Source organism: Thioclava kandeliae (assembly GCF_040297545.1).
GTDB classification, from domain to species: domain Bacteria; phylum Pseudomonadota; class Alphaproteobacteria; order Rhodobacterales; family Rhodobacteraceae; genus Thioclava; species Thioclava kandeliae.
In genome coordinates this window covers 107775-133858 of sequence record NZ_JAYWLC010000003.1, presented here as the reverse complement: position 1 = coordinate 133858, position 26084 = coordinate 107775, and the positions used below count along the sequence as shown (strand labels likewise).

Below are 26084 nucleotides of genomic sequence, written 5' to 3'. Positions count from 1 at the left end.
CAGATCCTTTCAGGAAACACAGGGCTCAGTCGAAGCTGCGGCCAAGATTGGAATAGAGCGCGGGATTGCGGGCCTTGATGCCCCATGCGATCAGCGCGCCGCCCAGACCCGTGGCGATCACAAGGAGGGGGAAGGCCAGAACGATGGCGCTCTCGCTGCCCGTCAGCATGGAGATATTGCCACTGACCAAGGCGAAGGCCGCCAGAAGTCCAAGTGTCGCCAGCACAGGCGCCACCAGCACCACCCAGACCGAACGGCGATGGGTATTGATGCGGAAGAAGCGGATCACCGAGGCCGAGACGAGGATCTGCGTGGCCAAAATCGCCAGCACCGCAAGCCCCGCCATCCACGAGAAGACGGTCATATAGGGGTCGGCCCCGCCAATCGCGAAGGCGATCAGGATCACCGCCACCAGCCCCGCCTGCACCAGACCTGCCATATGCGGCGAGCCATGCTCGGGGTGGATATGCGCCAGCTTGCGCCAGATCAGGCTCTCGCGGGCCAGCGTGTAGAAGTAGCGGTTGAGCGTGTTATGGAAGGACAGAAGGCAGGCAAAGAGGCTGGTCAGCAGGAGAAGGTTCATCACCGTGACCGACCACGGTCCCAACAGATCCGCCGCCGCATCAAAGTAGAACCCTTCAAGCGAGGCTTCGGCTGCCCCCCGCACCTGCGACGGCCCGTAATACTGGCTGATCGCCCATGTGGAGAAAGCGTAGAAGAGCGTGATCAGCAGGACGGCCACATAGGTGGCACGCGGAATGGTGCGCTCAGGGCGGTGGGCTTCCTCGGCAAAGATCGCAGTTGCTTCAAAGCCTACATAGGCGCCCAGCACGAAGACCATGCTCACACCCAGACCGGGGGCCAGCACCTCGGAGGGGCGGAACCCCGACAGCGTCAAGCCTTCCGGCCCGCCACCGTGGAACAGGATCGCGATATCGAGAAGCAGCAGGATCGCCAGTTCGGCCAGCATGCACGCGCCAAGGATGCGCCCAGAGATGGCGATGTTGCGGCGTCCGAAATAGACGACGACGCCCAGCACCACCAGCGACCAGACCCACCACGGCAGCTCGATGCCATAAGGTGCGAGCGTCGCAGCCATGAAGACAGCAAAAAGCGCGTAGATCCCGATCTGGATCGCGAAATAGGCCAGAAGCGCCATCAGCGCACCGCCGACACCTGCAGCCGCCCCCATGCCTCGGGAGATATAGCTGAAAAAGCCGCCCGCGCCGGAGATATAGGGCGTCATCGCGGTGTAGCCTACCGAGAAGACCAGATAGAGCAGCCCCGCCAGAACGAAGGCGCCGGGCACGCCGGTGCCGTTGCCAAAGGCGAAGGCGGGCGGGGTCGCCCCCACCACTGCGGTCATGGGCGCCGCTGCCGCGACGACGAAGAAAACGATATGGGCAAGTCCGATAGAATTGCCGCGGAGCCGGCTTCCGGCTGTAGCGTCAGTCATGGTTACATCCCTGTTGTTTTATGTTGGTCTGTCTCTTGGGTGCGGGGCAGACCCCGTATCGACCATTGCCAGCCGCGCCATAAATCCGATAATATACGTCAAATGGCGTTATAGATCGGTCAGGAGGAGATTTTGTCAGCCCAAGCCGCACCCTTGCCAAATCCGCTATCCATCAGGGCTATAATTCTTAAGCCGATTTTCGATATGTTTGATGGAAACATGGGCGCTTTGCGAAAACTCCTCGCGCGCCACGGCCTTGATTCGCGGGTGCTGGAGGATGGGTATGCGCCGGTTTCGCTGCAGGCCTATCTGGGTCTGTTCGAGGAAGCCGCCGAGATCCTGGGCGATCCCAATCTGGGGCTGCGGCTGGGGGCCAAGGTCCGGCCGGGCAGTTTCGGACCGATGGGGCTGCGCGCGGCGCATTGCGCCACCATCCTTCAGGGGCTCGAGAGTCTGGCACGCTATTCGGCGGCGCTGCAGGGCGGCACGCAGGTCACGCTCGAGCAGGACGCGCCCCATGCGAGCCTTCGCTATATGATCACCGCACCACACCAGAGCCCGCAACGGCAGGATAGCGAATTCACCCTTGCGGGGATCTGCGCGCTGATACGGCGCGGCTATGATCTGCGCTGGCGCCCGCTGGAGGTCCATTTCAGCCATCCCGCCCCCGATCCGCCCGCGCAGATCGAACGCTGGTTCGAGGCGCCCGTCCTGTTCTCGCAACCCGCCAATATGCTGTTGATCGATATGCAGGCCGCCACCCGCGTGATGCGCGAGGAAGATCCCGATCTTCTGGATCTGATCGACCGCCATCTGGCGGGGCTGATCGAGGAGGCCGGTCGCGGGCAGAGCCTTGCCCATCAGGTCCGTGCGCTGGTCATGCTGATGCTGGGGGTAAAACCGGTCACGCTGGAAAGCGTGGCGCGCCAGCTCCAGACCTCGCCCCGCACGTTGCAGCGCAATCTGGCGGCGGAAGGCCGCTCATTGAAAGCGATCGTGCAGGATTACCGCGAGGAACGCGCCCGTCTGCTGCTTGCCGATGGCACAACAAGCATCGAGACTATCGCCGCAACCCTCGGCTATGCCGATGGCACCGCCTTCTGGCGCGCCTATAAGGGCTGGACGGGCCAAAGCCCCACCGCCATGAAAAGACGCCCCTAAGCGCTGGCATCACCGTTCGGTGCGGCCTAGGCTCGCCCTGCCGGTTGATATGCGAGGAGTCTCATGACCTATAACCAACCCTTGGGCGGCAACAGTATGCCGCGTTTCGGCGGCCCTGCCACGATGATGCGCCTACCCGCTCAAGAAAACGCGCAGGGGCTCGATGCCTGTTTCGTGGGGATCCCGATGGATATCGGCGCCTCCAACCGCGCAGGCACACGGCTCGGCCCCCGCCAGATCCGCGCCGAGAGCCGGATGATCCGGCCCTATAACATGGCCACCCGTGCCGCCCCCTTCGAGGCGATGCAGGTCGCCGATATTGGGGATGTGCCGATCAACACATTCGATCTGAAGAAATCGGTGCAGATCATCGAGGACTACTATCACGCGCTGCTGAGCCATGACGCGATCCCGCTGACCTTGGGCGGGGATCACACGCTGACTTGGCCGATCCTGAAGGCGATGGCCAAGAAGCACGGGCCGGTCGCGCTGATCCATGTGGATGCGCATTCCGACACCAACGAGGCGATGTTCGGCGAGACCATAGCCCATGGCTGCCCCTTCCGCCGCGCGTGGGAGGATGGTTGCCTGATCAATGACCGCGTCACCCAGATCGGGCTGCGCGCCACGGGCTATGCGGCGGATGATTTCGACTGGGGGCGGGCGCAGGGCTGGCGCGTGGTGCAGGCCGAGGAGTGCTGGTACCAGTCGATGAAGCCCCTGATGGAGGAGGTGCGTGCCCGTGTGGGCGATGCGCCGGTCTATCTGTCCTTCGATATCGACAGCCTCGATCCGGCTTTCGCACCCGGCACCGGCACGGTGGAGCCGGGCGGGCTGAGCACATGGCAGGCCTATGAGATCGTGCGCGGCTGTGCCGGTCTCAATCTGGTGGGCTGCGATCTGGTCGAGGTCTCACCGCCCTATGACCCTTCGGGCAATACGGCGGTGATTGCGGCGAACCTGCTTTACGAGATGCTCTGCGCCTTGCCGAAATCGGAGGCGCATCGGCTGGCCCGTTAGGGCGTGGTGAGTTTCATCAGCACGATGCCTGCGATGATCAGCCCTGCGGCCAACAGCCGGAGCGGGCTGATCTCCTCGCCTAGAAAGGTAACGCCAAGGATGAAGGTGCCCACCACCCCGATGCCGGACCAGACCCCATAGGCCGTGCTGAGCGGCAGCGACCGCATCGCCAGTGCCAGCATGGCGAAACTGGCCAGCACCGAGACCAGCATCACCACACTCGGCACCAATATCGTGAACCCGTGCGATTTCTTCATCGCGACCGCCCAGATGATTTCGAGAAGCCCCGCAAGCGCGAGCTGTATCCATGCCATATGACTGGCTCCTGTCAGATCGGGCCGTCCCGGGTGGAAAACGGCCGGAGAGGTCGTCCCCTCCGGCCTGCGCCTTTTACCTTATCCCTGCGCAGCGCGCCATGCCCGCCAGCCGCCGAAGGCGGTAATATCCTCGGCGCCCTCGGTGGCATGGGCCTCGCAGAGGAAACAGGTCACCGCGCGGCCATCGGCCAGTGTCACCTTCCCCACCCCCAAGGGCGCGGGGATCGCCGCCACAAAGGCGCCGAAGGCTGCGGGCGGGAGTGCCCAGAGTTCCAGTTCGATCCCATCGCCCGTGGCGTTCGGCACACGGACCAGACCCGGCTTGGCCGGCACCGTGCCCGCGAGGCTATAAAGGCGGTAGTCGCCCGCGGTGCGGGTCGTCTCCAGCAATATCCCGCCCGGCCCTGTCAGCTCGTGGTTCAGGGGCATCCCCGACAGATGTGCGCCCACGGCGGCAATAGTCAGCCAGCCTTCGGGCACCTGAGGCGCCGCCTCGGGCAGCGCAGCGGAACGCTCGATCCCCATGCCGGAGGCCGCCGCTTTCTGCATGGCGGTGGCAAAGGGCACCAGCGCCTGATCACTGAAGGGCGGCGCCACGAATTGCACGCCCGTGGGCAGACCCGACGCACCAAAACCTCCGGGCACCGCAATCGCCGCATAGCCCAAGAGGTTGGCGAAATTGGTATAGAGCCCGAACTCGCTATTGCGCTTGACCGGTTCGGCCAGCATATCCGCCACCGTGCAGCGCGTGGGCGAGGTCGGCAGCATCAGCATATCGACCGCCTCCCAGACAGGCTTCACCTTCTGACGCAGCGCATTCAGCCGGTAAAGCCCGTTGAACGCATCGACCGCGCTATATTTACGCGCGCCCTCGATAATGCCGCGCACGGTCGGGTCGAAGCTGTCGGCATGATCCTTGAGGAAAGGCTCGACGGCGGCCAGACGCTCGGCCACCCATGGGCCATCATAAAGCAGTGCTGCCGCCTCGCGGAAGGGTGCATAGTCAAAGGGCACTAGCTCGGCCCCCAAATCCTCCGCGCGTTTGCAGGCAGCGTCATAAGCAGCCTCGACCTCCGCATTCCCATAGAAATTGCGCTCCGCCCCTGCCAGAACACCGATCCGCGGGCGCGCAGGCAGAGCGTGGGGCGTGGCCACGCGCGAGAAGGGATCGGCCGCGTCATAGCCCTCCATCACCGCGCGCACCTCGGCCGCCTCTGGCACCGATCCGGCAAAAACGGTAATCACATCGACCGAGGCACAGGCCGGCACAAGGCCGGTATTGGGCACGAGCCCCGGCGAGGGTTTGAGCCCCACGAGATTGTTGAACATCGCAGGCACCCGCCCCGAGCCCGCCGTATCGGTGCCGAGCGAGAAGGCGCAAAGCCCCGAGGCCACGGCCACAGCCGAGCCCGAGGAGGACCCGCCCGAGACATAATCGGCATCGAACACACAGCGCGGGATACCATAGGGCGAACGCGAGCCGTTGAGCCCCGTGGCGAACTGGTCGAGATTGGTCTTGCCGATCAGGATCGCGCCCGCCGCCTTCAGCCGCGCGATCACCGTGGCATCCGCCGCAGGATCATAGGCGAAATCGGGGCAGGCCGCCGTGGTGGGCAGGCCGATCGCGTCGATATTATCCTTGGCGGCAAAGGGGATGCCGTAAAGGGGTAGCCCTTCGGGGCCACGTGCGACAAGCGCCTTGGCCTGCGCGCGCAGATCCTCGGCCTTGGCCCGCGTGATGAAGATCGCGGGGTCTTTGGACGCATCGCAACGGCGGATGACCTCCTCGATCAGATCAACAGGGGTCATCCCGCCGGCATAGGCTTTGCGGATTGCGGTGATGGACAGAAATTCGGGCAGCATCAGAGGGCCTCCACAATGGCAAGCAGATCGCCTGCATGAACGGTGCGGCCAGGGGCCGTGCGGGTTTCGGTCAGACGGCCCGCGCTGGGACTGGTCACGGGGATCTCCATTTTCATCGATTCAACGATGGCAATGGGCTGGCCTGCGGCAACAGGCTCTCCGGGGGCCACGAGGAACTTCCACAAACTCCCGGGCACGGGGCTTTCGACACCGGTGCACCCCTCGGGCACCTCGCCCGCATCGGCACCAAAGACCTCATCGACCGAGAAATGGTCCAAGCCCTCGTCGATCCAGCGCTGGCGCTCGGTCTCAAAGGCCGCCTGCTGGCGCGCCTTGAAGGTCCGAGCCGCCCCTTGGTCGATCCGCGCCTTCTCAGAGGCCCAATCGAAGGTGCCCTCCTCGATGCGCACATCATAGCGCCCATGCGGGAAGGCCTCGCGGGCTTCCGTCAATTCGTCATGATCCACCTCGAAGAAGCGGATCTGGTCGAAATGATCCAAGAGCCACGGGCGGTCGCCAAAGGCTTTGGTGCGCCGCCATGTGTTCCACATCTGGATCGTGCGTCCAAAGAGCTGATAGCCCCCCGGCCCCTCCATCCCGTAGACGCACATATAGGCGCCGCCGATGCCCACGGCATTTTCCGGCGTCCAAGTGCGGGCGGGATTATATTTGGTGGTCACGAGCCGATGCGCGGGGTCCACGGGCGTGGCCACCGGCGCGCCAAGATAGACATCGCCCAGACCCATCACCAGATAGCGGGCATCAAAAATGGTGCGCTTGACGGCAGCCTCATCCTCCAGCCCGTTGATCCGGCGGATGAACTCGATATTGTCAGGACACCAGGGCGCATTGGGGCGCACCAGCTCCTGATATTTGCGCATCGCCAGTTCCGCCTGCGGATCCTTCCACGACAGCGGCAGCCAGACGGTGCGGGTGGGCACCTTCATCTGATGGGCGGGCGGCAGGCTGGCCTCGATCCTCTGCAGCTCGCGCAGCAGGTCGGGTCGGGAAATCCGCGCCGGATCATAGTGGATCTGCAGGGACCGGATGCCCGGCGTCAGGTCGCGCAGCGGCAGACCTGCGGCCACCACCGCCTGCATCAGCGCCTGCACGCGCAGCCGCAGCTCGATATCGAGCGCCATCGGGCCATATTCGACAAGCAGGTTCGCATCGCCCTGACGGCGATAGACCACAGGCACATCCCCTGCCCCCTCGCCCAAAATGGGCGAACCGAGTTTTTGCAGGCTGGGCGTGGCAAGCCGCGGGCCTGCCACCGGATCCTCGGGGCGATGGGCCGCAGAGAAGCGGATCCTGTCGCCCGGACGGAGCTGCCCCAGCTTCCACTGGTCCTCCTCGGCGACCACCGCAGGGCAGACAAAACCGCCAAGGCTCGGGCCGTCCGGCCCCAGCAAAATGGGCATATCACCGGTAAAATCGATCGCGCCGATCGCATAGGCATTGTCGTGGATATTCGACGGATGCAGCCCCGCCTCGCCGCCATCTGGGCGCGCCCAATCGGGTGCGGGGCCGATCAGCCGCACACCGGTGCGCGCCGAGTTGAAATGCACCTCATAAGCGGTGGAAAACAGTGTCTCGATATCACTCTCGCGGAAGAAATCCGGCGCGCCATGCGGGCCGAAAACGACCGACAGCTCCCACTCATGGGTCAGGTCGGCGGGCTCCAGTGCCTCGGGCTCGCCCTTTGCGCGGCCAATATGGAGCGTATCGCCGGTTTTCAGAACCCCCGTCGCATGGCCGCCGAATTTACCCAAGGCAAAGGTCGCGCGCGAGCCCAGCACCTCGGGCGCGGCAAACCCGCCCTCAACCGCCAGATAGGCGCGCTGGCCAGCGCCGCTAATCGTGCCAATCGCCAGTGTCGCACCCGCGGGGATATCGACCACCGGCCCCTCGACAGGCGCACCGTCGAGCACCATCGCCATCTTTGCCCCTGCCAGAGCCACGCGGGTCTCGGTCAGGAAGCGCAGGGTCGGGCCGTTGACGGTCAGCTCCAGCGTGGTGGTATCTGGCGGGTTGCCCAGCAGACGGTTGGCATTGCGGTGGCTGCGGGCATCCATCGGCCCCGAGGGCGGCACGCCCACGCCCCACATCCCCACGCGTCCGGGCAGTTCCTGAATGGACGACTGCGCACCGGGTGCCAGAACCTCGATCACCGCGGGGGTAAACCCGAACGTATCCAGCGCGCGGGTCTCGACCTTCCCCGAGCTCAACAGGTCGGAGGCGGCAATGGCGCGCAGATAATGAAGGTTGGTCTCGATCCCTGCGACGCGGGTCTCGGCCAGCGCCTCCTGCAGCTTGGAAAGCGCGTCTTCGCGGGTCGCGCCATGCACGATTACCTTGGCCAGCATCGGATCATAGAAGGGCGTGACCTCGGTGCCGGTAGCAATCCAGCCATCATTGCGGGCCTTTTCGGAAAAGCGGACCTCGGTCAGCAATCCCGCCGAGGGGCGGAAACCGGCATGGGGCATCTCGGCATAGAGCCGCGCCTCGAAAGCGGCGCCTTGGGGGACGGGCAGCTGCGCGGGGATCGGGTCCTCGCCCGCCGCCTGACGCACCATCCATTCGACCAGGTCAATGCCCAGCACAGCCTCGGTCACAGGGTGCTCGACCTGAAGACGGGTATTGACCTCGAGGAAGTAGAACTCTTCGCGGGCAGGGTCATAGATAAATTCGACCGTCCCCGCCGAAGCATAATCCACCGAGGCACAAAGATCGCGGGCCGCTTGCAGAAGCCGTGCGCGGACCTCATCGCGCAGATGCGGCGCGGGGGTCTCCTCGATGACTTTCTGGTTGCGGCGCTGGAGCGAGCAGTCGCGCTCGCCCAAAGCCACCACACGGCCCTGACCATTGCCGAAGATCTGCACCTCGACATGGCGGGCATGCCCCACGAAACGTTCCAGATAAAGCCGCGCATCCCCGAAACTTGCGCCTGCCATCCGCTCGACCGACGCATAGGCCGCGCTCAGCGCCGCCTCATCGGCACATAGCTGCATACCGATGCCGCCGCCGCCTGCGGTGGATTTCAGCATCACCGGATAGCCCACACGGCTGGCCTCGGCCAGCGCCTCATCAAGCCCCGACAGAAGCCCCGATCCGGGCAAAAGCGGCACACCCGCCGCCCTAGCCAGATCGCGGGCGGTATGTTTGAGCCCGAAAGCCTCCACATGCTCGGGACGCGGGCCGATCAGACGGATGCCATGCTCCGCCAGCTTGCGCGAGAACTCGAGGTTCTCGCTCAGGAACCCGTAGCCCGGATGGACGGCCTGCGCGCCCGTGGCAAGGCAGGCCGCGATCACGGTATCGATCTGCAGATAGCTCTCCGAGGCCGCAGGCGGCCCCAGACGGACCGCCTCATCGGCGGCAGAGACATGGGGCGCGAAACGGTCGGCATCGGAATAGACGGCCACCGAGGCCACCCCCACCTTGCGCAACGTCTTGATAATCCGCAGCGCGATCTCGCCACGGTTGGCAACTAGCACCTTGTCGAACATGGCCCTTACTCCCCGATCACGACGCGGATCGGCGTCGGGTCGAAGCCGTTGCAGGGATTGTTGATCTGCGGGCAGTTCGAGATGACGCAGAGCACATCCATCTCGGCCTTCATCTCGACGTAATCGCCAGGGCTCGAAATGCCGTCATCAATGGTCATCGATCCGTTCTGCGAAATCGGCACATTCATGAAGAAATTCAGGTTCGGCACGATGTCGCGCTTGTCCATACCGTATTTCGACAGTTCCAGAATGAAATTCTCGCGGCAGGCATGCTGATAGGATGTCTCGTGGCCGAAACGCACCGTATTGCTCTCGCGCGAGCAGCAGCCCGCATTCGTGTCATGGCGCCCCGAGGTATCATCGACCACGGTCAGCATGACGCGCCCCTCCGACGAGATCAGCCTGGTGCCACGGGTGATATAGGCGCCATTCTGCTCGCGCATGGTGTCTTGCGAGGAATAACGCTCGGAATGGTCACCCGCTGCATAGAAGATCGTGTCGATGGCCTGCTGGCCATAGCTGTCGATGATGCGGATCGTCTGGCCCTTTTTAACCAGACCGGACCACGGGCGGTTTGCGGGGATATCATGGATCTGTTGTTCGTTTTGCATCGGGAAGACCTCAGGCGCGAGCGTTGTTTTCAAAGCCACGGATGGCTTCGGCGGTGGCGTTGCGGCACAGGTCGTCCTGTTGGACAGCGCGCGCGGTCATGCGCGTCACCGTCAATGCGGGAACATCCGGACCCGTCGTCGGGTCCAGCGGATGGCGGGTATTGGAGAGCGCATAGATCATGTCTTCCTCGGCGCGCAGCTCGACCCAGTCCTGCCCCGAAAGCAGGCTTTCGTTCCAGAAGAACTGCCCCTTGTCATCCACACGCACCGGCGCGAAGAAGGTCAGAAGCGCAGGAAGGTCGCGCTTGCCCAGACCCAGCTTGGCCAGCGCGAGGATCATATTCTCGCGGGTCGAGCGGAAGGCCGGCGTAAACGGCGCGCGGGCGGGCATGCCACCTGACAGCGCATCATTGGCGCCCGCGCTGTCTTCGATGATCGAATAGAGCACGCGGCCCATATCGGAAAACACCACGCGGCCCTTTTTCAGATCCGTCGTCCATTGCAGCTTGCAGGTATCGGGCAGGTTCTGGCGCTCAGTCACATCGCCTTCGCGCCATGCCGCAAAAGAGGCCGAAGCCCCGAACCCGTTGGCCTGAAGGCGCAGGATCTCGCCCTTTTGCAGACGGGCGGTGTAATACCAGCCCCCCGGCACGGTCTCGTCCCAGATCACTCCTTCGGGCGCGGGTGCGGGCAGCGGGCTCGGCTGCGGCATGGCAGAGGGCGCGGCCTCCAGCCCGCGGCGTTGATGGTCTTCATAGCGGGCGCGATCGGCAGCGATAGTCTCGGGCTTACGCGGAGTGTGTTGCAGCATGCGAGAGTTCCTTTGCCCAGGTCGTCCCGGTCAGTGGCCCCTGTTCTGTCGGGTCGTCCCGACGGGGGTAAATATCGGCATCATAGATCGAGGTGGCCCCTGCCACGCGGGGCGGCCAGATCGCGATGTCCTTGGTGATGGTCGCGCCGTAGCGCAGCCGTTCTTCGGGCAGGTTGCGGGTGCGCTCGAAGGCGATGATGCGGGTCGATAGGGTGAAGGCCTCACGGATGTCATGGGTGACCATCACCACGCTCATCGGCACCTCGTTCCAGAGCCGTTTCATCAGCTTGTGGATGTCGGTGCGGATGCCCGGATCAAGCGCGCCAAAAGGCTCGTCCAGCAAAAGCACCTTGGGTTTCATCATCAGCGCCTGCGCGAGCGCCAGACGTTGTTGCATTCCGCCCGAAAGCTGGGCGGGATATTTATCCTCGGCCCCCGCAAGCCCGACCTCGGCCAGCATCGCGCGGGCCTCATCGGCAATGCGCTTGCGGGTGGCACCAAAGGTCCGACCCAAAAGGCGCGCGGCTTTCATCTCGGGGCCTGCCATCACATTGGCCAGCACCGTCATATGCGGGAAGACCGAATAGCGCTGGAAGACCACGCCCCGATCGGGCCCCGGCTCGGGTGGCAGGGCCTCGCCATCAATGGTGATCGCCCCTCGCGTCAGACCCTCTTGGCCCAGTAGCATCCGCAGGAAGGTGGTCTTGCCACAGCCCGACGGACCCACAAGCGCGATAAACGAGCGCGGCGCGATCTCGAGATCGATGTTCTGCAACACGACCTGCTCGCCATATTCCTTCCAGAGGTTTTTCACGGAAATCTGCGTCATTGGCGGATCTCCGTCCAAGGGAAGGCGCGCCGCCGTAGCTGGCTGAGAGCCACATCCATCACCACCGCCAGAAGTGTGATCCATGCCACATAGGGAAAGATCACATCCATCGACATATAGCGCCGCACGAGAAAGATCCGGTAACCCAGACCCGCATCCGCCGAGATGGCCTCGGCCGCGATGAGGAACAGAAAGGCCGGACCAAGTTGCAAACGCAGGCTGTCGATCAGCCGTGGCAGCACCTGCGGCAGCACGACCCGCAGGGTGATCAGCCAGCTCGACGCCGAAAGGGTCTCGGCCTTGATGATCTGCTCGCGCGGCAATGCCCCCGCCTGAAGCGCCAGATCGCGGATCAGGATGGGTGTCACGCCGATGACGATGAGCGCGATCTTGGCGGTCTCGCCCAGACCCAGCGCGATAAACAGCACCGGCAGAAGCGCCAGAGGCGGCACCATCGAGATAAAGCCTACGAGCGGCGCAAGGGCGGCCCGCGCCAGTGGCAGCACGCCCTGCGCCACGCCCACAACGAGCGCGATGGCCGTGGCGATCCCGAGACCCGAGACAAGGCGGGTCAGGCTGGCTTGCGTATCGGCCCAGAGGAGATAGTCGCCGGTGCGCCGGTCTTGGGTAAAGGCATAGGTATTGACCGCATCGGCGATCGTCTGGAAACCGGGCAAGAGCTTGTCGGCGGGGTTGGCCTCGAGCCGCACCGCCGAGCCGATCGCATAGGCGACAAGCAGGGCGATGAACGGCAGGCAGGCAAGAAACAACCCCGTCCGACGCGAGGGTCTGACGTTGATGAGACGCATGGGAGGCCCTGATTACAGCGCGTTATCGGCGGCGGCCTGCATGAACTGCGTGTCGAAGCGCAGCTTCACATTGCTCTCGTCGCCCAGCACCGTGCCATCGGCGAGTTCGATCCCGATCACATCCACTGAGGGCGCGCCCGCACCCAGAAGGCCTTTGTCGAAGAGGAAGTTGCGCACATGGTCCATACCATCGGCCATCTCTTTCGACTGCGTGAAGCTCACCGCCTTGACCGGATCGGCAAAGAGATGCGTTGCGGCCAATTGCTCCTCGAAACCCGCCTGATCGGTGCCGGAGGCCGCGCCCATCGCGGCACGCGCCTTGGCGCCCTCGGGCGTATCCGAGGTCATCAGCGCCACCGTTTCATACCAGATCCCCGCAAGCGCCTTGCCGAATTCCGGATGCGCTTTGAGCGTGTCGGTATTGGCCACCATCAGATCGAGGATCTCGCCCGGGATCTTCGAGCTGTCGAACACGATATGCGCGTCATCGAGCTTGGCGATCTCCGAGACCATCGGGTTCCATGTCACCATCGCCTGCACATCCTCCGTCTGGAAGGCACCGACCATATCGGGATCGGCAGTATTGACGATCTTCACATCGCGGCCCGTCAGGCCCACGGTCTCTAGGCCACGGTTCAGCAGGTATTCCGACACCGAGAACTCGACCAGATTGACGCTCTCGCCCTTGATATCCTCGAGCTTGTCCTTGCCCTTCAGGATCACGGCATCATTGCCATCGGAGAAATCGCCCACGATCACGGCGGTGGTATCCACGCCGCCTGCCGCAGGAATGGAGAGCCCGTCCATATTGGTCAGCGTCACCGCATCATAAGCGCCTGCAGTATATTGGTTCATCGATTCCACATAGTCGTTAAACTGGGTGACCTCGATCTCGATCCCGTATTTATCCGCCCATCTCTGGACGATTCCGCTATCCTGCGCATAGCCCCACGGCATCCAGCCTGCATAGATCGACCATGCGACCTTGAAGGAGGGTTTGGTCTGCGCCTGCAGAGGGGCGGTGGCCATCAGGGTGGCAATCAGGGTGGTGGCGGAAGACAGCATTAGTCCACGGCGAGTAATCATGGCTCGTTCCTTTACATTCATCATGTTGCATAAGGGACGTACGAAACCACGTTCCGCCAATCCCTTGGCTGGACGAGGTCTCCCGGGCTTTTATCCCGCCGTGTGCCGAACGGGATGTCTCCCCGCCGGTGGCTGCTCTCGGACCAGACGCATCTCTGCCGGAACCCTAGCGGCCAACTCCTGTAAATTGCTAGCAGCAGGCATTTCTCCGCGTCAACGCCCGCAGGCCAGAGCCGCAAGATACCGAAGGATTGCACCGGAACGTCAAAAAATAAGAGCAAGAATGCAGCGACATGCCCAATATTTACCCGATCCGCGAAGAAATCTACGGGCGGGGCGCCAATATGCGGGCCATACGTTCCGCAGCGTAGACCGGTCCGGCAGAACCGGAGAAACAATCTGCCACGCGCGAGGCGCAGCCGACGGGCGGCCCCTTTTGCAGGCATCGCACCCGCTCTCGCCAAACAGGCCCGAAGCCGCGCGGTTAAGTCAGCTTACATGATCTGAAATCAATATTCGCCCGTAAGTCGTCGCCTTTTTTTGTCAGGAATGCCCGGACAGGCTTGAGACCGCGTCATATTATCATTTGTTAAGTTGGACGATATCCAGACCGCCTGCCGTTTCCTGATCCCGTTTGGCGGGAACATTCCAAGCGTCTGGTTGGTTTTCGAGTAAGCTTATTCCTGATCGGGCGATGTGATCTATATGTCGAGTGAAACCTATCCGAATACATGGCGCTTTCTCAAAGGCCGCGTGCGTGACAGCATGAGCCGTAACGAGAAATCCGTGATGGAGGATCTGGTGCAGGATGTGTGCCAGCTGGGGCATGGCGAGAAAATCCTGACGCGCGGGTCGGTGACCCAGCGCAGCACATTCCTGATCGAAGGTTTCGTCGCTCGTGTCAACGAGCGTGACGGTAAACGCCAGATCATCTCCATCCATGTGCCCGGAGATTTCGTCGATCTGCACAGCTATGCGCTGAAAAAGATCGACCACGACCTGATGACCTTCGGCACCGCCCGCGTGGGCTATGTCTCCCATGTCAATCTGGATGTGGTAATGACACGCGAGCCGAAACTGGCGCGCCACCTGTGGTTCGCCTCGCATCTGGACGCCGCGATCCACCGCGAATGGATCGCCAAGCTGCAGAGCCTTTCGGCCGATGGCTGCCTTGCGCATCTGATCACCGAGGTGCATGCCCGCCTCAAAGCGGTGGCCGCGATCGAGCATAACAGCTTCGCCTTCCCGCTGACCCAGACCGAGCTGGCCGAAACCTGCGGCACCACCCCCGTGCATATGAATCGCGTGGTGCGCAAACTGCGCGAACAGGGTCTGGCCGATATCTCGCGCAAGAAGATCACCATTCTTGACGCCGAAGGGCTGGCCGCCCTCGCCCAGTTCGATATGGGCTATCTCTACCAGAACCTCCCCGAGCCTGTCCGCGCCTGACACGAGTTGACATCAGGTTTAGTTTCATGATCTGTGTTAGGCCGTCTTGTAGGCATGGCTAAGGTCACTGCTTGGCTTATTTTTATTTTTACAGAGTATTACGACGGGCGCTGCCTGCCGGACTACCTTGGGGAGGTAGAATGGAACTATCATCAAACGACATGGATCAGGCGTTCCATGATCTGGGCAATGCGCTTCAGAAAGTCAAATCCGCCAGTTCGATCGCCCATCGCAGCCCCGAAAACGCCATGCAGTGTTTCGATGTGATCGACGAGGCCGTCGAACAGATCGAGACCCAACTCAAATCCTTGCGCGACAGCCTGCATTCCTCGCGTTGAGGGCCTCTCGCTGAAGGCCTCGCGTTAAAGGCTGCTGCCCGTTTCAGGGCAACAGCACCCGCGGTGACGTTTTATCCTGAGCATGCTCTGGTAATCCGAAACTGCATGTTTATCCTCCTCCCCGAAGACAGGTGGCAGGCAGGGACAGGATGGACGAGTTCGAGACACGGTTGAAAGAGGCGCAGCCGCTTTTATGGTGCAACCCGTCCTATCAGCCGGACGGAGATGACGAGGCCCGCGCAGGGCTTGCGCGGGCGGTGGCCGATTGGGCAGAGCTTGCGCCCCTGATCGCCGCCCTCTGGCCCGAGACCTCCGGCACGATCCGCTCGGACTTGCGCAGCGGCGCCGCTGCCGGACTGGGAGACGCGCTCTGGATCAAATGCGATCATGATCTGCCGGTGGCGGGCTCGGTCAAGGCCCGTGGAGGCCTCTTCGAAGTGCTGGTGACGGCCCGCACGCAGGCCCGCGCCGCGGGGCTCCTCTCACCGGATGGGGACATCGCCACGCTGGCAAAGCCGGAGGCTCGGGCGTTCTTTGCGCAGCGGCGGATCGCCGTGGGCTCCACCGGCAATCTGGGGCTCAGTGTGGGGATCGCCGCGCGGGCTCTGGGCTATCAGACCACCGTGCACATGTCACATGATGCCAAAGCGTGGAAGGTGCAGCGCCTGCGCGATCTGGGTGTCGAGGTGGTGCAGCATGACAGCGATTACAGCGCCGCCGTCGCGGCGGCGCGCAATATTGCCGCCAATGATCCGCTGACCCATTTCGTCGATGACGAGGCCTCCGAACTCTTGTTTCGTGGCTATAGCGCGGCGGCGCGGGAATTGCAGAGACAGCTGGCAAAGGCGGGGATAGAGATCGGGCCGGACCGCCCTCTGGTCCTCTACCTGCCCTGCGGGATCGGTGGCGCACCGGGCGGGATCGCCTATGGGGCCCGCGCCGTTTTCGGCCCTGATGTCCATGCCTTCTTCATGGAGCCGGTGCAGGCCCCCTCGGCGCTGGTGCAGATGCGCGCGGGTCTCGCGCGCGCGACCGATGTCTATGAGGTCGGCCTGAGCAACCGCACCGAGGCCGATGGCATGGCCGTGGCCACCATGTCGGGGCTTGTCGCCCATGCCATGCACACACGGCTGGCCGGTGTGATCACGGTAGACGATGACCGCCTGCTATGCGATCTGGCCCGCATGGCCGATCATGGCTTCCGGCTCGAGCCCTCTGCCGCCTCGGGCTTTGCTGGTCCTGCCATGCTGGAGACCACCGAGGAAGGTCGCGCCTTCCTTGCCAGACATCTCACCCCGGAAGCCGCCCGAAATATCGTCCATCTGGTCTGGACCACCGGCGGCGCCTTCGTGCCCGAAGACCAGTATCAGGATTTCATCGTTCGCGGACGCAAAATTTCCAAGCATTTACAGGACAGATCATGACCACCCATCCCCGCATCGTTGCAACCGACCCCGCCGATCTGGGCGCGAGCGAAGCCCGTCGTCTGATCGCGCGCAAGCAACTGTCTCCCGTGGAACTGGCCGAGGCCTGTATCGCACGGATCGAGACGCTCGATCATGCCGTCAATGCCGTGGTCGCGCGCAATTTCGAAGGGCTTCTGGACGATGCCCGCCGCGCCGAGACCGCGGTGATGGAAGGCGCGCCTCTGGGTCTTCTGCACGGCTTGCCCTTCGGCGTGAAGGACATGATCGATGTCAAAGGTCTGCCGACCACCTTCGGCTCGGAGATCTACGCCGACAATATCGCGGTCAAGGATGATCCGATCGTTGCCGCGATGCGGGCGGCGGGGGCCAGCCCCTTGGGCAAGCTCAACAACCCCGAATGGAGCGCGGGCGGCAATACCCGCAACCGCGTCTACGGAGTGACCGCCAACCCCTATGACGTCACGCGCTCCTGTGCGGGCTCGTCGGGCGGCTCCGCGGTGGCGCTGGCCTGTGGCTATGCGCCGCTGGCCACAGGCTCGGATACCGGCGGCAGCCTGCGCAATCCGGCCGCCTTCTGCGGCGTGGTAGGCTACCGCCCCAGCCCCGGTGTGGTGCCCGGACCGGCGCGGGCAACGGCATTGATCCCACTGCCCACCGCAGGTCCGATGGCGCGGTCGGTGGCCGATGTCGGGCTGATGCTGGCGGTGATGGCACGTCCCGACGGACGCGATCCCTATACCATCGTGCAGGACGGCAAGACCCTGTGGAACCCGCTCGATTTTGCCACCCTGCCGCGGCGCGACCTGTCGTCGCTGAAGATCGCCATCAGCGAGGATTACGGCTTCGCGCCCGTCGAGGGGATCGTGCGTGCGCAGTTCGCCAAAGCCATGGCGCAGATCGGCCCTGCCTTCGGCGAGACCCGTCATGCCCATCCTGACTGCCATGACGCCGACCGTATCTTCTCGGTGCTCAGGGCGCTCCAGTTTCTCGGGCTCGGCGCGCATGTGGATGCGACGCCCGAACTGTGCGGACCCAATGTCCATGACAATGTGGCCGAAGGCCGCCGCTATTCGGCAGAGGATGTCGCGCAGGCGCTGACGGCGCAGGGCAATTTCTACCGCCGCTGGCAGATCTTCTTCGAGCATCACGACTATCTGCTGACCCCCGCCGTCACCATCAGCCCGCGCGACTGGCACGAGCTTTACCCCAAGGAGATCGACGGCCAGCCCACCAAGAGCTATTATCACTGGCTCGCGATGGCCTACGCCTCGACCCTTGCAGGCCACCCCTCGATCACCATTCCCTGCGGGTTTGATGCCAATGGCATGCCCTTCGGTCTGCAGATCGTCGGCAAGCGGCATGATGATCTGGGGGTGCTTGCGGTTGCCGCCGAGCTGGAGGCGGTCATCGCAGGCTTACCGGCGCTTGCGCCGCATGGTCCCGATCTGGCTGCTCTCGCCCGTGCTCCGGCGTTGAGAGAGGTGGAGGGGTTCCTTTCCTTCGAATGAGACGCGCCCTGGCGCCGGACACCTCGTCCGGCGCCAGAGTATCCGCCGATCACGCCCCCAGAAGACCCGGCCGAAGCGCATGGGTCAGGGCTGCGCCGAATTCGACATAGGCGCCCGCGACGGATTTGAACCGCTCGGAATAGGCTTGGTGGACCGGCAGGGGCAGCGCCGCCTCCCCCGCCCCCAGCAGCGCCTGCGCGGCGGCTGTGCCGATCACGGTGCCCGGACAGATCCCGCGCCCCGAATAGCCGAACACCGCATAGGCATCGGGACCGAACGCGACCACTTTCGGGATATGGTCGCGGGTCATCGCGATGCGCCCGCGCCATTGATGCTCGAAAGGAATATCGGCCAGCTCGGGATAGAGATGACGCAATTTGCGCCGCGCCCAGCTTTCGTGGATCATGGCCGCCGGACCTTCGGTATTGCCCATGCCACCGATAATCAGCCGCCCCTGCGCGTCGGTGCGGATCGAGGACATCACCATAGCTGTATCCCAGCATCCCTCGCGCCCCGCAAGGATCCGCTGGCGCTGATCGGGGGACAGCGGCGCAGTGGCGAACTGGCAATAACTCACCACGACATATTCCGGCGCATAGGCCCCTTCAGCCAGCTGGTGATAGGCATTTGTCGCCACCAGAAGACGGGCGGCGCTCACCCGATGCCCTCCGGCCTGCACATGCCACCGCCCGCCCGCCCGCTCGACCCCCGTCACCGGTGTCCGCTGGCAGATCCGCGCGCCCGCGGCGATTGCCGCACGGGCCAAACCCAGACAATAGGCGCGCGGCTGCACCGTGCCCGCACGCGGATCGAGAAGCGCGGCATGAAAGGCGGAACTTCCCGTCCGCCGCGCGGTTTCCTCGCGGTCGAGCAGACGCAGCGGCGCACCGAAACCGGTGCCCTGTCGGAAGCGGTTCTTCAGATCCCTGACCCCGCCTGGAGCATGGGCCAAATGCAGGGTGCCGTTCTGCGCCGCCTCGCACTCGATGCCGAATTCCCTGATGCGGGAGAAAACCGTTTCGGGGCCGCGCCCGAGCGCCTCGATCAAGCGCCGGCCCATGGCCTCGCCCAGCTGCGCCACCACCTCCTCGGGCGGCAGCCAGAGCCCGGCATTGACCAGCCCGACATTGCGCCCCGAGCCACCATGGGCAAGGGTCTCGGCCTCGAGCACGATCACCGAGGCCCCCGCGCGGGCGGCCTCCAGCGCGGCCGAGCAGCCGGTAAATCCGCCTCCGATCACCGCCAGATCGACCTCCGCATCCGCCAGAAGACGGTCGGGAGAGATCTGTTCGGCGCAGGTCAGGTGCCAGAGATTGCTGGGCGTGTGCATGTGGAGCCTCGCAGCAGGGAAGACAGGGATGAGGAAAAGGCGGCCAATGGAGCACAGGCCCGGGCTTTGCGTAAAAATCCAACATCGGATATCCGCCCGAGAAGCGGGATAGGGGTATCAATGAGGTATTGTTGAAATATTGCCCTATCCCTCTCCCTTGGAAAAGTGATTTGATGGCACATCACTTGGAGCTTTTGTCACATGTCGATCCCCAGACGGTTTCTGCCGACCATGAGCAGCCTGCGCGCCCTCGAAGCCGTGGACCGGCTGGGCACGGCGGTGGCGGCGGCGCAGGATCTGGACCTGACCCATTCGGCCGTGAGCCGCCAGTTGCGGGTGCTGGAAGAGCAGCTGGGCGTGAAACTGTTCCTGCGCGAGGGCAAAAGGCTAGGCCTGACCTCCGCCGGACAGAACTATGCCCGCGCCGTCCGCGACTGTCTTGACACGCTGGCACAGGCCAGCCTCAGCCTGCGGGCCGCAGGCGATCAGGACAGCCTGTCTCTGGCCGTGCCACTGACATTCGGGTTGCACTGGCTGGCCCCGCGCCTCGCGCGGTTTGCCGCGATATATCCCGCGCTCCATATCAACCAGTCCACGCGCAACCATCCTGTCAATTTCGCAACCGAACCCTTCGATGCAGCCATCCTCTTCGGGCTTGCCGATGCCGATGGTCTGGCGAGGCTGCCTTTGGCCGAAAACCGGCTGGTCCCGGTGGGCGGAACGACAATGTCGCCCCCCGCGCAGCCTCGGGATCTTCTGGAGAGGCCGCTTCTGCATCTGGCCAGCCGTCCGGGAGCGTGGGAGAGCTGGTTTGCAGATCACGATATCCCGCCCGGACATCTGCGCGGACCACTCTTCGACCAATTCCTGTCACTGGCCCATGCGGCCAGATCGGGCATGGGACTGGCCCTCCTGCCCGACTTCCTTGCCGAACCCGAGATCGCGCAGGGTAGCCTGATCCGTATGGGCGCGACCTTTCAGGATCGTGCAAGCCGCTACTATCTGGCCTGGCCCGCTGATATCGAACCCTCAGTGCCCTTGAAGACCCTGATCCGCTTTCTCGAAACAGATCTCAAGGCCCGCCCGCATGGGCCTGCAACGCCCTGATGCAGCCGCCCGTTCGGACGGATCGCGTCTCTGTAACAGAAAGCACCGATTGCGGCCGCCGGATCCCAGCCTCGACACGCGTTCGAAGACGCACGGCGCGGCGCGGGCCTGCCCGTGCGCTCTCGGCAATCGCCCTCCCGCCGCGTTGCCTCGAGAATATTCAGACCGATGGAAATGCTTTTCCGCATCGCGGCTTGCTCCCGTTCTCATGGCCCGGCGCCGGGCCAGTCGCCGCCCCGCGCATCCTGAACGCCGTGGCAGGGCCAGCCGCGCATGTCCCATCGCAACGCGATCATCGGGCTCAGGCGCGCGGATCCGGATGGATGCGACGGAGCCCGGGCACCTCCGTTGCCTGTGACATGGCCAAGGAGAGCGAAGGTCAGATATGGAAGGCGATACCTTCGCCTGCCAACCCGCCCCCCAAAGCCGAGACCGTGCCATCGGCGCGCCAACAGGCCGCCCCCGTCATCATCGCCGCGCCAAAGGCCACCATATTCATCCCGCCGCCGATATGAGGCACGATCTGCACCTCATGGCCCATCGCCTCGAGGGCGGGCTTGTGATGGGCGTAATCGGGCTCCAGCTCGACATGCGCGCCCTCCGTCCAGATCCGCGGCGCCTCGACCGCTTGTTGCGGGCTCATCGCGAAATCGATCATGTTGACGATGGATTGCATGGCCGAAGGGAAAATCCTGACCGCCCCCGGCAGCCCCAGCGCAAAGGCGGGCTTGCCGTCTTTTGCCACGATCATCGGTGCCATCGAGGTGGGCACCCGTTTACACGGCGCAATCGACAGGGCCTTGCCCGGATGGGGATCGAAATTCAGCATGTAGTTATTGGGGATGATGCCGGTTCCGGGCACCATGAAGCGCGCCCCGAAGAGCCCGTTGATCGTATGGGTCGCGCAGACGATCCGCCCGTCGCGATCGGCCACGGTGATATGGGTGGTGTTCTGGCTCTCATAGGTCGGCAGATGGGTCTCTGCCCCGCCTGTCGCGCGCATACGCGCCAGACAGTCCTGCGCATAGGCTTTGGAGATCAGCTTCTCGACCGGAATATCCACGAAATCAGGGTCACCCGAGGCCGCGCGGCGATCCTCGAAGGCGATGCGGATCGTCTCGGCCAGAAGGTGCAGGCGTTCGGGATTATCGAACCCCATCCCCGCCATATCAACGGTTTCGAGCATGTTGAGCATCTGCGCCACATGCACCCCCGACGAGGCAGGCGGCGGCGGTCCGACGATCTCAAAGCCACGATAGCTGCCTTTGATCGCGGTCCGTTCGCGCACGTCATAGCCGGTGAGATCTTCCATCGACAGGCGGCCCTGATCACCGATCCGGTCGATCAGCGCCTGCCCCAGAGATCCCCCATGCAGCGCACCGGCCCCCTCTTTGGCAATCAGCCTGAGGCTCTCGGCATAGTCCGCCTGCACGATCTTCTGCCCCATTGTGGCGGGCCGTCCGTCCGGCAGGAAAATCGCCGAGATCACCGGATCGAGTGCCAGATCCCCGGCATAACGGGCGATATTGGAGGCCAGATAGCTGGTGGCGGCAAACCCGCGCGCGGCATAACGGATCGCGGGCGCGATCACATCCTCGAAGGGCAGCGCACCATGGGCGTCATGCATCCTGCACCAGCCCAGGAGATTGCCGGGACTGGCAACCGAGGAGGGCCCGATCATATTACGCCGATCCTTTGTCTGCATGTAATCGGGCAGGCTATCGGAGACCGGCTCATACATGTCGGGCGTGGCCGCCGCAGGCGCCTGCGAGAGGCAATCATAGATCTGGTGGCCGTCCCCGGGCGTATAGAGATGGGCCACGCCGCCCCCCGCAATCCCCACCATCATCGGTTCGACCACGGTCAACGCCAGAAGGGCCGCCACTGCAGCATCCACCGCATTCCCGCCCGAGGCCAGCATCTCGTGGCCCGCCACGGAGCCCAGCGGATGGTTGGTCACCACCATGCCCTGCGTGCTTTGGGCGGGGGTCTTGCGGCAGATGAACGGCAGGGAAGGGCTCTGGACGGACATATCGGGTCTCTTTTCGGGTAGTCGCGGTGAGGCAGGCAACAGGCGGAGGATAGGCAGCGCGCCGCATATCGACTGACATTCCGCGCAGACGGCTGCTTGGGTGAAGATTCCTTCCCCCAGCCTAATGCGTCATCCCCTGGACAAAAGCGGGAAATGCCGATTTGCGGCAATCCGCACAGACAGGGGCCCTGCGATGCCAGGAATTAGGCACCAGGAATTAGGCATGTGTCTGTGTCTTCTGCACGTCCATGCAAAACAGGGCCCGAAAACGGGCCCTGTCCTCACGTCATACACGCCGGATTTTACGCGGCTTCGGTTTTCAGCGTTGCCTCGGGCGAGAGCAGGAACTGGTCGATAAAGCTACGGATATCCTCGACAGGCGCATCGAGCAGCTCCAGCACCTTGCCCGTTTCCGCCCATTCGCTGGCAATCAGATCCGGGCTTTCCTGCAGGGACTGGCCGTAGCTCGGAACGATCTCGCGCAGCTTGGCCTGCCAGGTCTCGCTCGCAACCCGCTCGGGGAAGACCTGATCGAGCAGTTTGAGCATGATCGGCGCGGCGGTCGAGGCCCCCGGCGAGGCGCCCAGAAGCGCCGCGATCGAGCGGTCCTCGCAGGCCACGATTTCGGTGCCCAGCTTCAGCTGGCCGCCATTCTCGGGGTCTTTCTTGATGATCTGCACCCGCTGACCGGCCTGCCACAGGCGCCAGTCCTCGTCACGCGCCTGCGGGAAATAGGCCCGCAGCGCCTTCATCCGGTCCTTGTCCGACAGCATCAGCTGACCAGCCAGATATTCCACCAGATTGAAGTTATGCACACCGACCTGCATCATCGGCACGAGATTGCGGCGGGTGATGGTCGAGGGCAGATCCCAGAACGACCCTTCTTTCAGGAATTTCGTCGAGAAGGTCGCGAAGGGGCCGAACAGCAGCATGTCCTTGCCGTCGATCACGCGGCGGTCGAGATGGGGCACCGACATCGGCGGAGCGCCGGTCGAGGCTTTACCATAGACCTTAACATTATGCCTGTTCACAACCTTGGGGTTCTCGCAGACGAGGAACGAGCCGCCCACGGGGAAGCCCGCATATTGGCGCGCTTCGGGAATGCCCGACATCTGCAAGAGCGGCAGCGCACCGCCCCCTGCCCCGAGAAACACGAATTTCGCATCCACGATCTGTTTGTCACCACCGCGCGAGTTGGTGCAGACCACACGCCAGCCACCATCGGGGCGACGGTGAACACCGGTTACGGTCCGGCCGGTCTTGAGCTGGAAGCGCGGGCTGCTGGCGAGGAAACGGATATACTGGCGGGTGATCTCGCCGTAATCCACATCGGTGCCCTGCGGGGCCCAGGTCGCGGCGACCTGCTCGTCGGGATCGAGGCCCTCGGTCATCAGCGGCGACCATTTGGCGATCTCGGCATGATCGGTCGAGAATTTCATTCCTGCGAAAAGCGGGCTGCGGATCAGCGCCTCGTAGCGCTTGCGCAGGAAGCTGACATTCTTCTCGCCCCAGACAAAACTCATATGGGGGGTGCGGTTGATGAAGGAGCGCGGATTGCTCAGCACGCCCTGACGGACCTGGTGAGCCCAGAACTGGCGCGAAATCTGGAACTGCTCGTTGATCGAGAGCGCCTTGTCGATGTTGATCGACCCGTCCTCTGCCTCCGGCGTATAATTCAGCTCGCATAACGCCGAATGGCCCGTGCCGGCATTGTTCCAGCCGTTGGAGCTTTCGGATGCGACCTCATCAAGACGCTCGGTCAGTTCAATTGTCCATTCGGGCTCCAGCTCATGCAGCAAAACGCCAAGCGTCGCGCTCATGATACCGCCGCCAACAAGGAGTACGTCGACCGAACGGTCTGCGGTTTTGTTTTTGAAATCCATGATGACCGCCCCCTTCGCGGATCTATAGCGGCGAACCTAGGAATTTAGCGGAAGGATGCAACCGCCGCGTTGCAGCATCACGTAAAAGGGAGCAAGCGAACAAAAATGTGAGGGAACGCAAGGACTTGACCTTAAAGCTATGTGATATCTACATTTTATTTAGTAATTACCACGCAACATAGGGGCAAAGAGCGATGCAAAACGCATCAATGCTGCAGGGCAGCCATGCGCTCAGGGGGTAGCTCTCAACCCAAACTGGCACTGCGGCAGGGTGTCGCACTCGCGGATGTGACCGCTAACGCGAGGCCGATTATTAAACTGGTCTGAAAAACTAACCAGCAAAGATGGTTCATGGACGAATCAAACCGGAGAGGCAGAGATGCAGCCAGCGCGCGGGGCATTCAATGGAACAGATTGTCGCATGCAATTGCATACCGAAACTCCGGGTGCAGGCCGGCGATTGGCAATGCGCACCGCTGCCCCGACAGACCTCCCGACCCACCTGATGGTCGGGATTCCGGACCGGCATCCCGCGCCGCACGGGCGCGCCCTGTTGCCCGCCGGTGCCGCGCGTATGCCAAAAGCCCTAACCTGCCCGCAACCTGTCAACGAGGAAGTCCACAAAGACCCGCACCCGCGCAGGTAGTGTCGGACCCCCCAGAAACAGCGCGTGCACGTGATGGGTTTCGGGCACCGGATAGTCCTGCAGGATTTCGCATAACCGCCCCTCGGCCAGATCTTCCTCGACCGCAAAGCGCGCCACCCGCGCCACACCCAGGCCCGAGACCGCCAGCATCCCCAGAGCCTCGCCGCTATTGGCGCGGAACTTGCCGCCGACCTGTATGATCCGAGGCCCTTCGGGTGTATCGAAAGCCCACCGCGCACGCCCCGGATCGAAGCTGAACAGAAGACAGTCATGCTGGCGCAGGTCATCCGGATGGCGCGGAGTGCCACGCGTCGCGATATAAGCGGGGGCCGCGACGGTGATCATCGGCTCGTCCGCCAGCTTGCGCGCGATCAGCGAACTGTCGGACAGCTTTCCAAAGCGGATCGCCACATCTGTCCGTCCCGTCGCAGGGTCCTCGAGCAGATCGGTCAGCGTCATATCGAGCCGGATCGCAGGATAGATCCGCGAGAATTCGCCAAGGAGCGGGACGATCTTGAGACGCCCGTGTGAGACCGCCGCCGAGACGCGTAACAGCCCCGAGGGGCCCTGCCCCGCGCCCAGTTGCTCTTCGGCCTGATCCACCGCGCTCAGGATGCGCCGCGCCGAATATGCGAAAGCCTCGCCCTCGGATGTCAGCCGGAGGGCGCGAGTCGAGCGGATGAGCAATCTCACCGCCAGCCGCGCCTCGAGCCGGTCGATCGTGCGGGACACGCCCGAGGCCGTCAGCGCGAGCACCTGCGCCGCGGCGGAGAAGCTGCCTTCATCAAGCACCGTGATGAAAACCTCCATCTCGCGAAGGCGGTCCGGTAAAGGTGCCATCTTTGCCTCCCGGGCAAAAAAGAGTTGCGATCAGGCAACCTACCCCCCGTCT

Annotated in this window: 20 protein-coding genes and 1 riboswitch; of the genes, 7 read left to right on the top strand and 13 right to left on the bottom strand. The window is 63.6% G+C overall.

The annotated features are described in order from the left end of the window. Nucleotides 1-25 precede the first annotated feature (25 nt). Complete coding sequence (locus VSX56_RS05265; RefSeq protein ID WP_339114565.1) at nucleotides 26-1456, bottom strand: APC family permease; 1431 nt, start codon at nucleotides 1454-1456, stop codon at nucleotides 26-28. 204 nt (nucleotides 1457-1660) lie between these two features. Here VSX56_RS05265 and VSX56_RS05260 point away from each other — a divergent pair, with 204 nt between their 5' ends. Further along, complete coding sequence (locus VSX56_RS05260) at nucleotides 1661-2617, top strand: AraC family transcriptional regulator (RefSeq protein ID WP_339114566.1); 957 nt, start codon at nucleotides 1661-1663, stop codon at nucleotides 2615-2617. 63 nt (nucleotides 2618-2680) lie between these two features. Beyond that, entirely contained in the window at nucleotides 2681-3637 is a 957-nt protein-coding gene (gene speB, locus VSX56_RS05255; protein WP_350935375.1) for an agmatinase, read from the top strand. Here speB and VSX56_RS05250 read toward each other — a convergent pair. The 8 genes from VSX56_RS05250 to VSX56_RS05215 form a co-directional block, all read right to left on the bottom strand. Continuing rightward, on the bottom strand, nucleotides 3634-3951 hold the full coding sequence (locus tag VSX56_RS05250) for a DMT family transporter (protein ID WP_339114568.1): 318 nt from the start codon (nucleotides 3949-3951) through the stop codon (nucleotides 3634-3636). The two genes, speB and VSX56_RS05250, sit on opposite strands and share 4 nt — an antisense overlap. 81 nt (nucleotides 3952-4032) lie before the next feature. Next, nucleotides 4033-5817 carry an allophanate hydrolase gene (gene atzF, locus VSX56_RS05245; RefSeq protein ID WP_434096008.1) on the bottom strand — a complete coding sequence of 595 codons (1785 nt, stop codon included), beginning with the start codon at nucleotides 5815-5817 and terminating at the stop codon, nucleotides 4033-4035. Further along, complete coding sequence (gene uca, locus VSX56_RS05240; RefSeq protein ID WP_350935372.1) at nucleotides 5817-9326, bottom strand: urea carboxylase; 3510 nt, start codon at nucleotides 9324-9326, stop codon at nucleotides 5817-5819. Before uca ends, atzF begins: the two co-directional genes overlap by 1 nt. Nucleotides 9327-9331: 5 nt before the next feature. Next, the gene (locus tag VSX56_RS05235; RefSeq protein ID WP_350935370.1) at nucleotides 9332-9937 is read right to left on the bottom strand and encodes an urea amidolyase associated protein UAAP2; all 606 of its coding nucleotides are present in this window, start codon (nucleotides 9935-9937) and stop codon (nucleotides 9332-9334) included. 10 nt (nucleotides 9938-9947) lie between these two features. Next, complete coding sequence (locus VSX56_RS05230; protein WP_350935367.1) at nucleotides 9948-10748, bottom strand: urea amidolyase associated protein UAAP1; 801 nt, start codon at nucleotides 10746-10748, stop codon at nucleotides 9948-9950. After that, a complete protein-coding gene (locus tag VSX56_RS05225) occupies nucleotides 10726-11577 on the bottom strand; it encodes an ABC transporter ATP-binding protein (protein ID WP_339114572.1) in 852 nt (283 codons plus the stop codon). The genes VSX56_RS05230 and VSX56_RS05225 overlap by 23 nt, the downstream gene beginning before the upstream one ends. Then, complete coding sequence (locus tag VSX56_RS05220; RefSeq protein WP_350935365.1) at nucleotides 11574-12386, bottom strand: ABC transporter permease; 813 nt, start codon at nucleotides 12384-12386, stop codon at nucleotides 11574-11576. Before VSX56_RS05220 ends, VSX56_RS05225 begins: the two co-directional genes overlap by 4 nt. Before the next feature lie 12 nt (nucleotides 12387-12398). Beyond that, nucleotides 12399-13472 (bottom strand): putative urea ABC transporter substrate-binding protein, encoded by a 1074-nt coding sequence (locus VSX56_RS05215; RefSeq protein WP_350935363.1) that lies wholly within the window; start codon nucleotides 13470-13472, stop codon nucleotides 12399-12401. Nucleotides 13473-13549: 77 nt separating this feature from the next. Further along, nucleotides 13550-13653, bottom strand: a riboswitch (guanidine-I (ykkC/yxkD leader). Between the two features lie 524 nt (nucleotides 13654-14177). Here VSX56_RS05215 and VSX56_RS05210 point away from each other — a divergent pair. From VSX56_RS05210 to VSX56_RS05195, 4 genes are all read left to right on the top strand, one after another. Beyond that, a complete protein-coding gene (locus VSX56_RS05210) occupies nucleotides 14178-14921 on the top strand; it encodes a Crp/Fnr family transcriptional regulator (RefSeq protein ID WP_339114574.1) in 744 nt (247 codons plus the stop codon). A gap of 140 nt (nucleotides 14922-15061) precedes the next feature. Beyond that, on the top strand, nucleotides 15062-15259 hold the full coding sequence (locus VSX56_RS05205; protein ID WP_339114575.1) for a hypothetical protein: 198 nt from the start codon (nucleotides 15062-15064) through the stop codon (nucleotides 15257-15259). Between the two features lie 149 nt (nucleotides 15260-15408). Continuing rightward, nucleotides 15409-16683: a D-serine ammonia-lyase gene (dsdA, locus tag VSX56_RS05200; protein ID WP_350935360.1), complete on the top strand. Its 1275-nt coding sequence runs from the start codon at nucleotides 15409-15411 to the stop codon at nucleotides 16681-16683. Beyond that, nucleotides 16680-18194: an amidase gene (locus tag VSX56_RS05195; RefSeq protein ID WP_350935358.1), complete on the top strand. Its 1515-nt coding sequence runs from the start codon at nucleotides 16680-16682 to the stop codon at nucleotides 18192-18194. The genes dsdA and VSX56_RS05195 overlap by 4 nt, the downstream gene beginning before the upstream one ends. A gap of 49 nt (nucleotides 18195-18243) precedes the next feature. Here VSX56_RS05195 and VSX56_RS05190 read toward each other — a convergent pair whose 3' ends face one another. Continuing rightward, on the bottom strand, nucleotides 18244-19524 hold the full coding sequence (locus VSX56_RS05190) for an NAD(P)/FAD-dependent oxidoreductase (RefSeq protein WP_350935356.1): 1281 nt from the start codon (nucleotides 19522-19524) through the stop codon (nucleotides 18244-18246). Nucleotides 19525-19725: 201 nt separating this feature from the next. On the opposite strand from VSX56_RS05190, the gene VSX56_RS05185 reads away from it, so the two are divergent. Next, complete coding sequence (locus VSX56_RS05185; protein ID WP_350935354.1) at nucleotides 19726-20631, top strand: LysR substrate-binding domain-containing protein; 906 nt, start codon at nucleotides 19726-19728, stop codon at nucleotides 20629-20631. A 379-nt stretch (nucleotides 20632-21010) separates the two neighbouring features. Here VSX56_RS05185 and ggt read toward each other — a convergent pair whose 3' ends face one another. The 3 genes from ggt to VSX56_RS05170 all read right to left on the bottom strand — a co-directional run bounded on the left by ggt (nucleotide 21011) and on the right by VSX56_RS05170 (nucleotide 26032). Continuing rightward, nucleotides 21011-22663 carry a gamma-glutamyltransferase gene (gene ggt / locus VSX56_RS05180; RefSeq protein WP_350935352.1) on the bottom strand — a complete coding sequence of 551 codons (1653 nt, stop codon included), beginning with the start codon at nucleotides 22661-22663 and terminating at the stop codon, nucleotides 21011-21013. Between the two features lie 302 nt (nucleotides 22664-22965). Next, entirely contained in the window at nucleotides 22966-24546 is a 1581-nt protein-coding gene (gene mqo, locus VSX56_RS05175; RefSeq protein WP_350935350.1) for a malate dehydrogenase (quinone), read from the bottom strand. 586 nt (nucleotides 24547-25132) lie between these two features. Further along, nucleotides 25133-26032, bottom strand: coding sequence for a LysR family transcriptional regulator (locus VSX56_RS05170; RefSeq protein ID WP_350935348.1), 900 nt, complete (start codon nucleotides 26030-26032; stop codon nucleotides 25133-25135). Nucleotides 26033-26084: the final 52 nt, after the last annotated feature.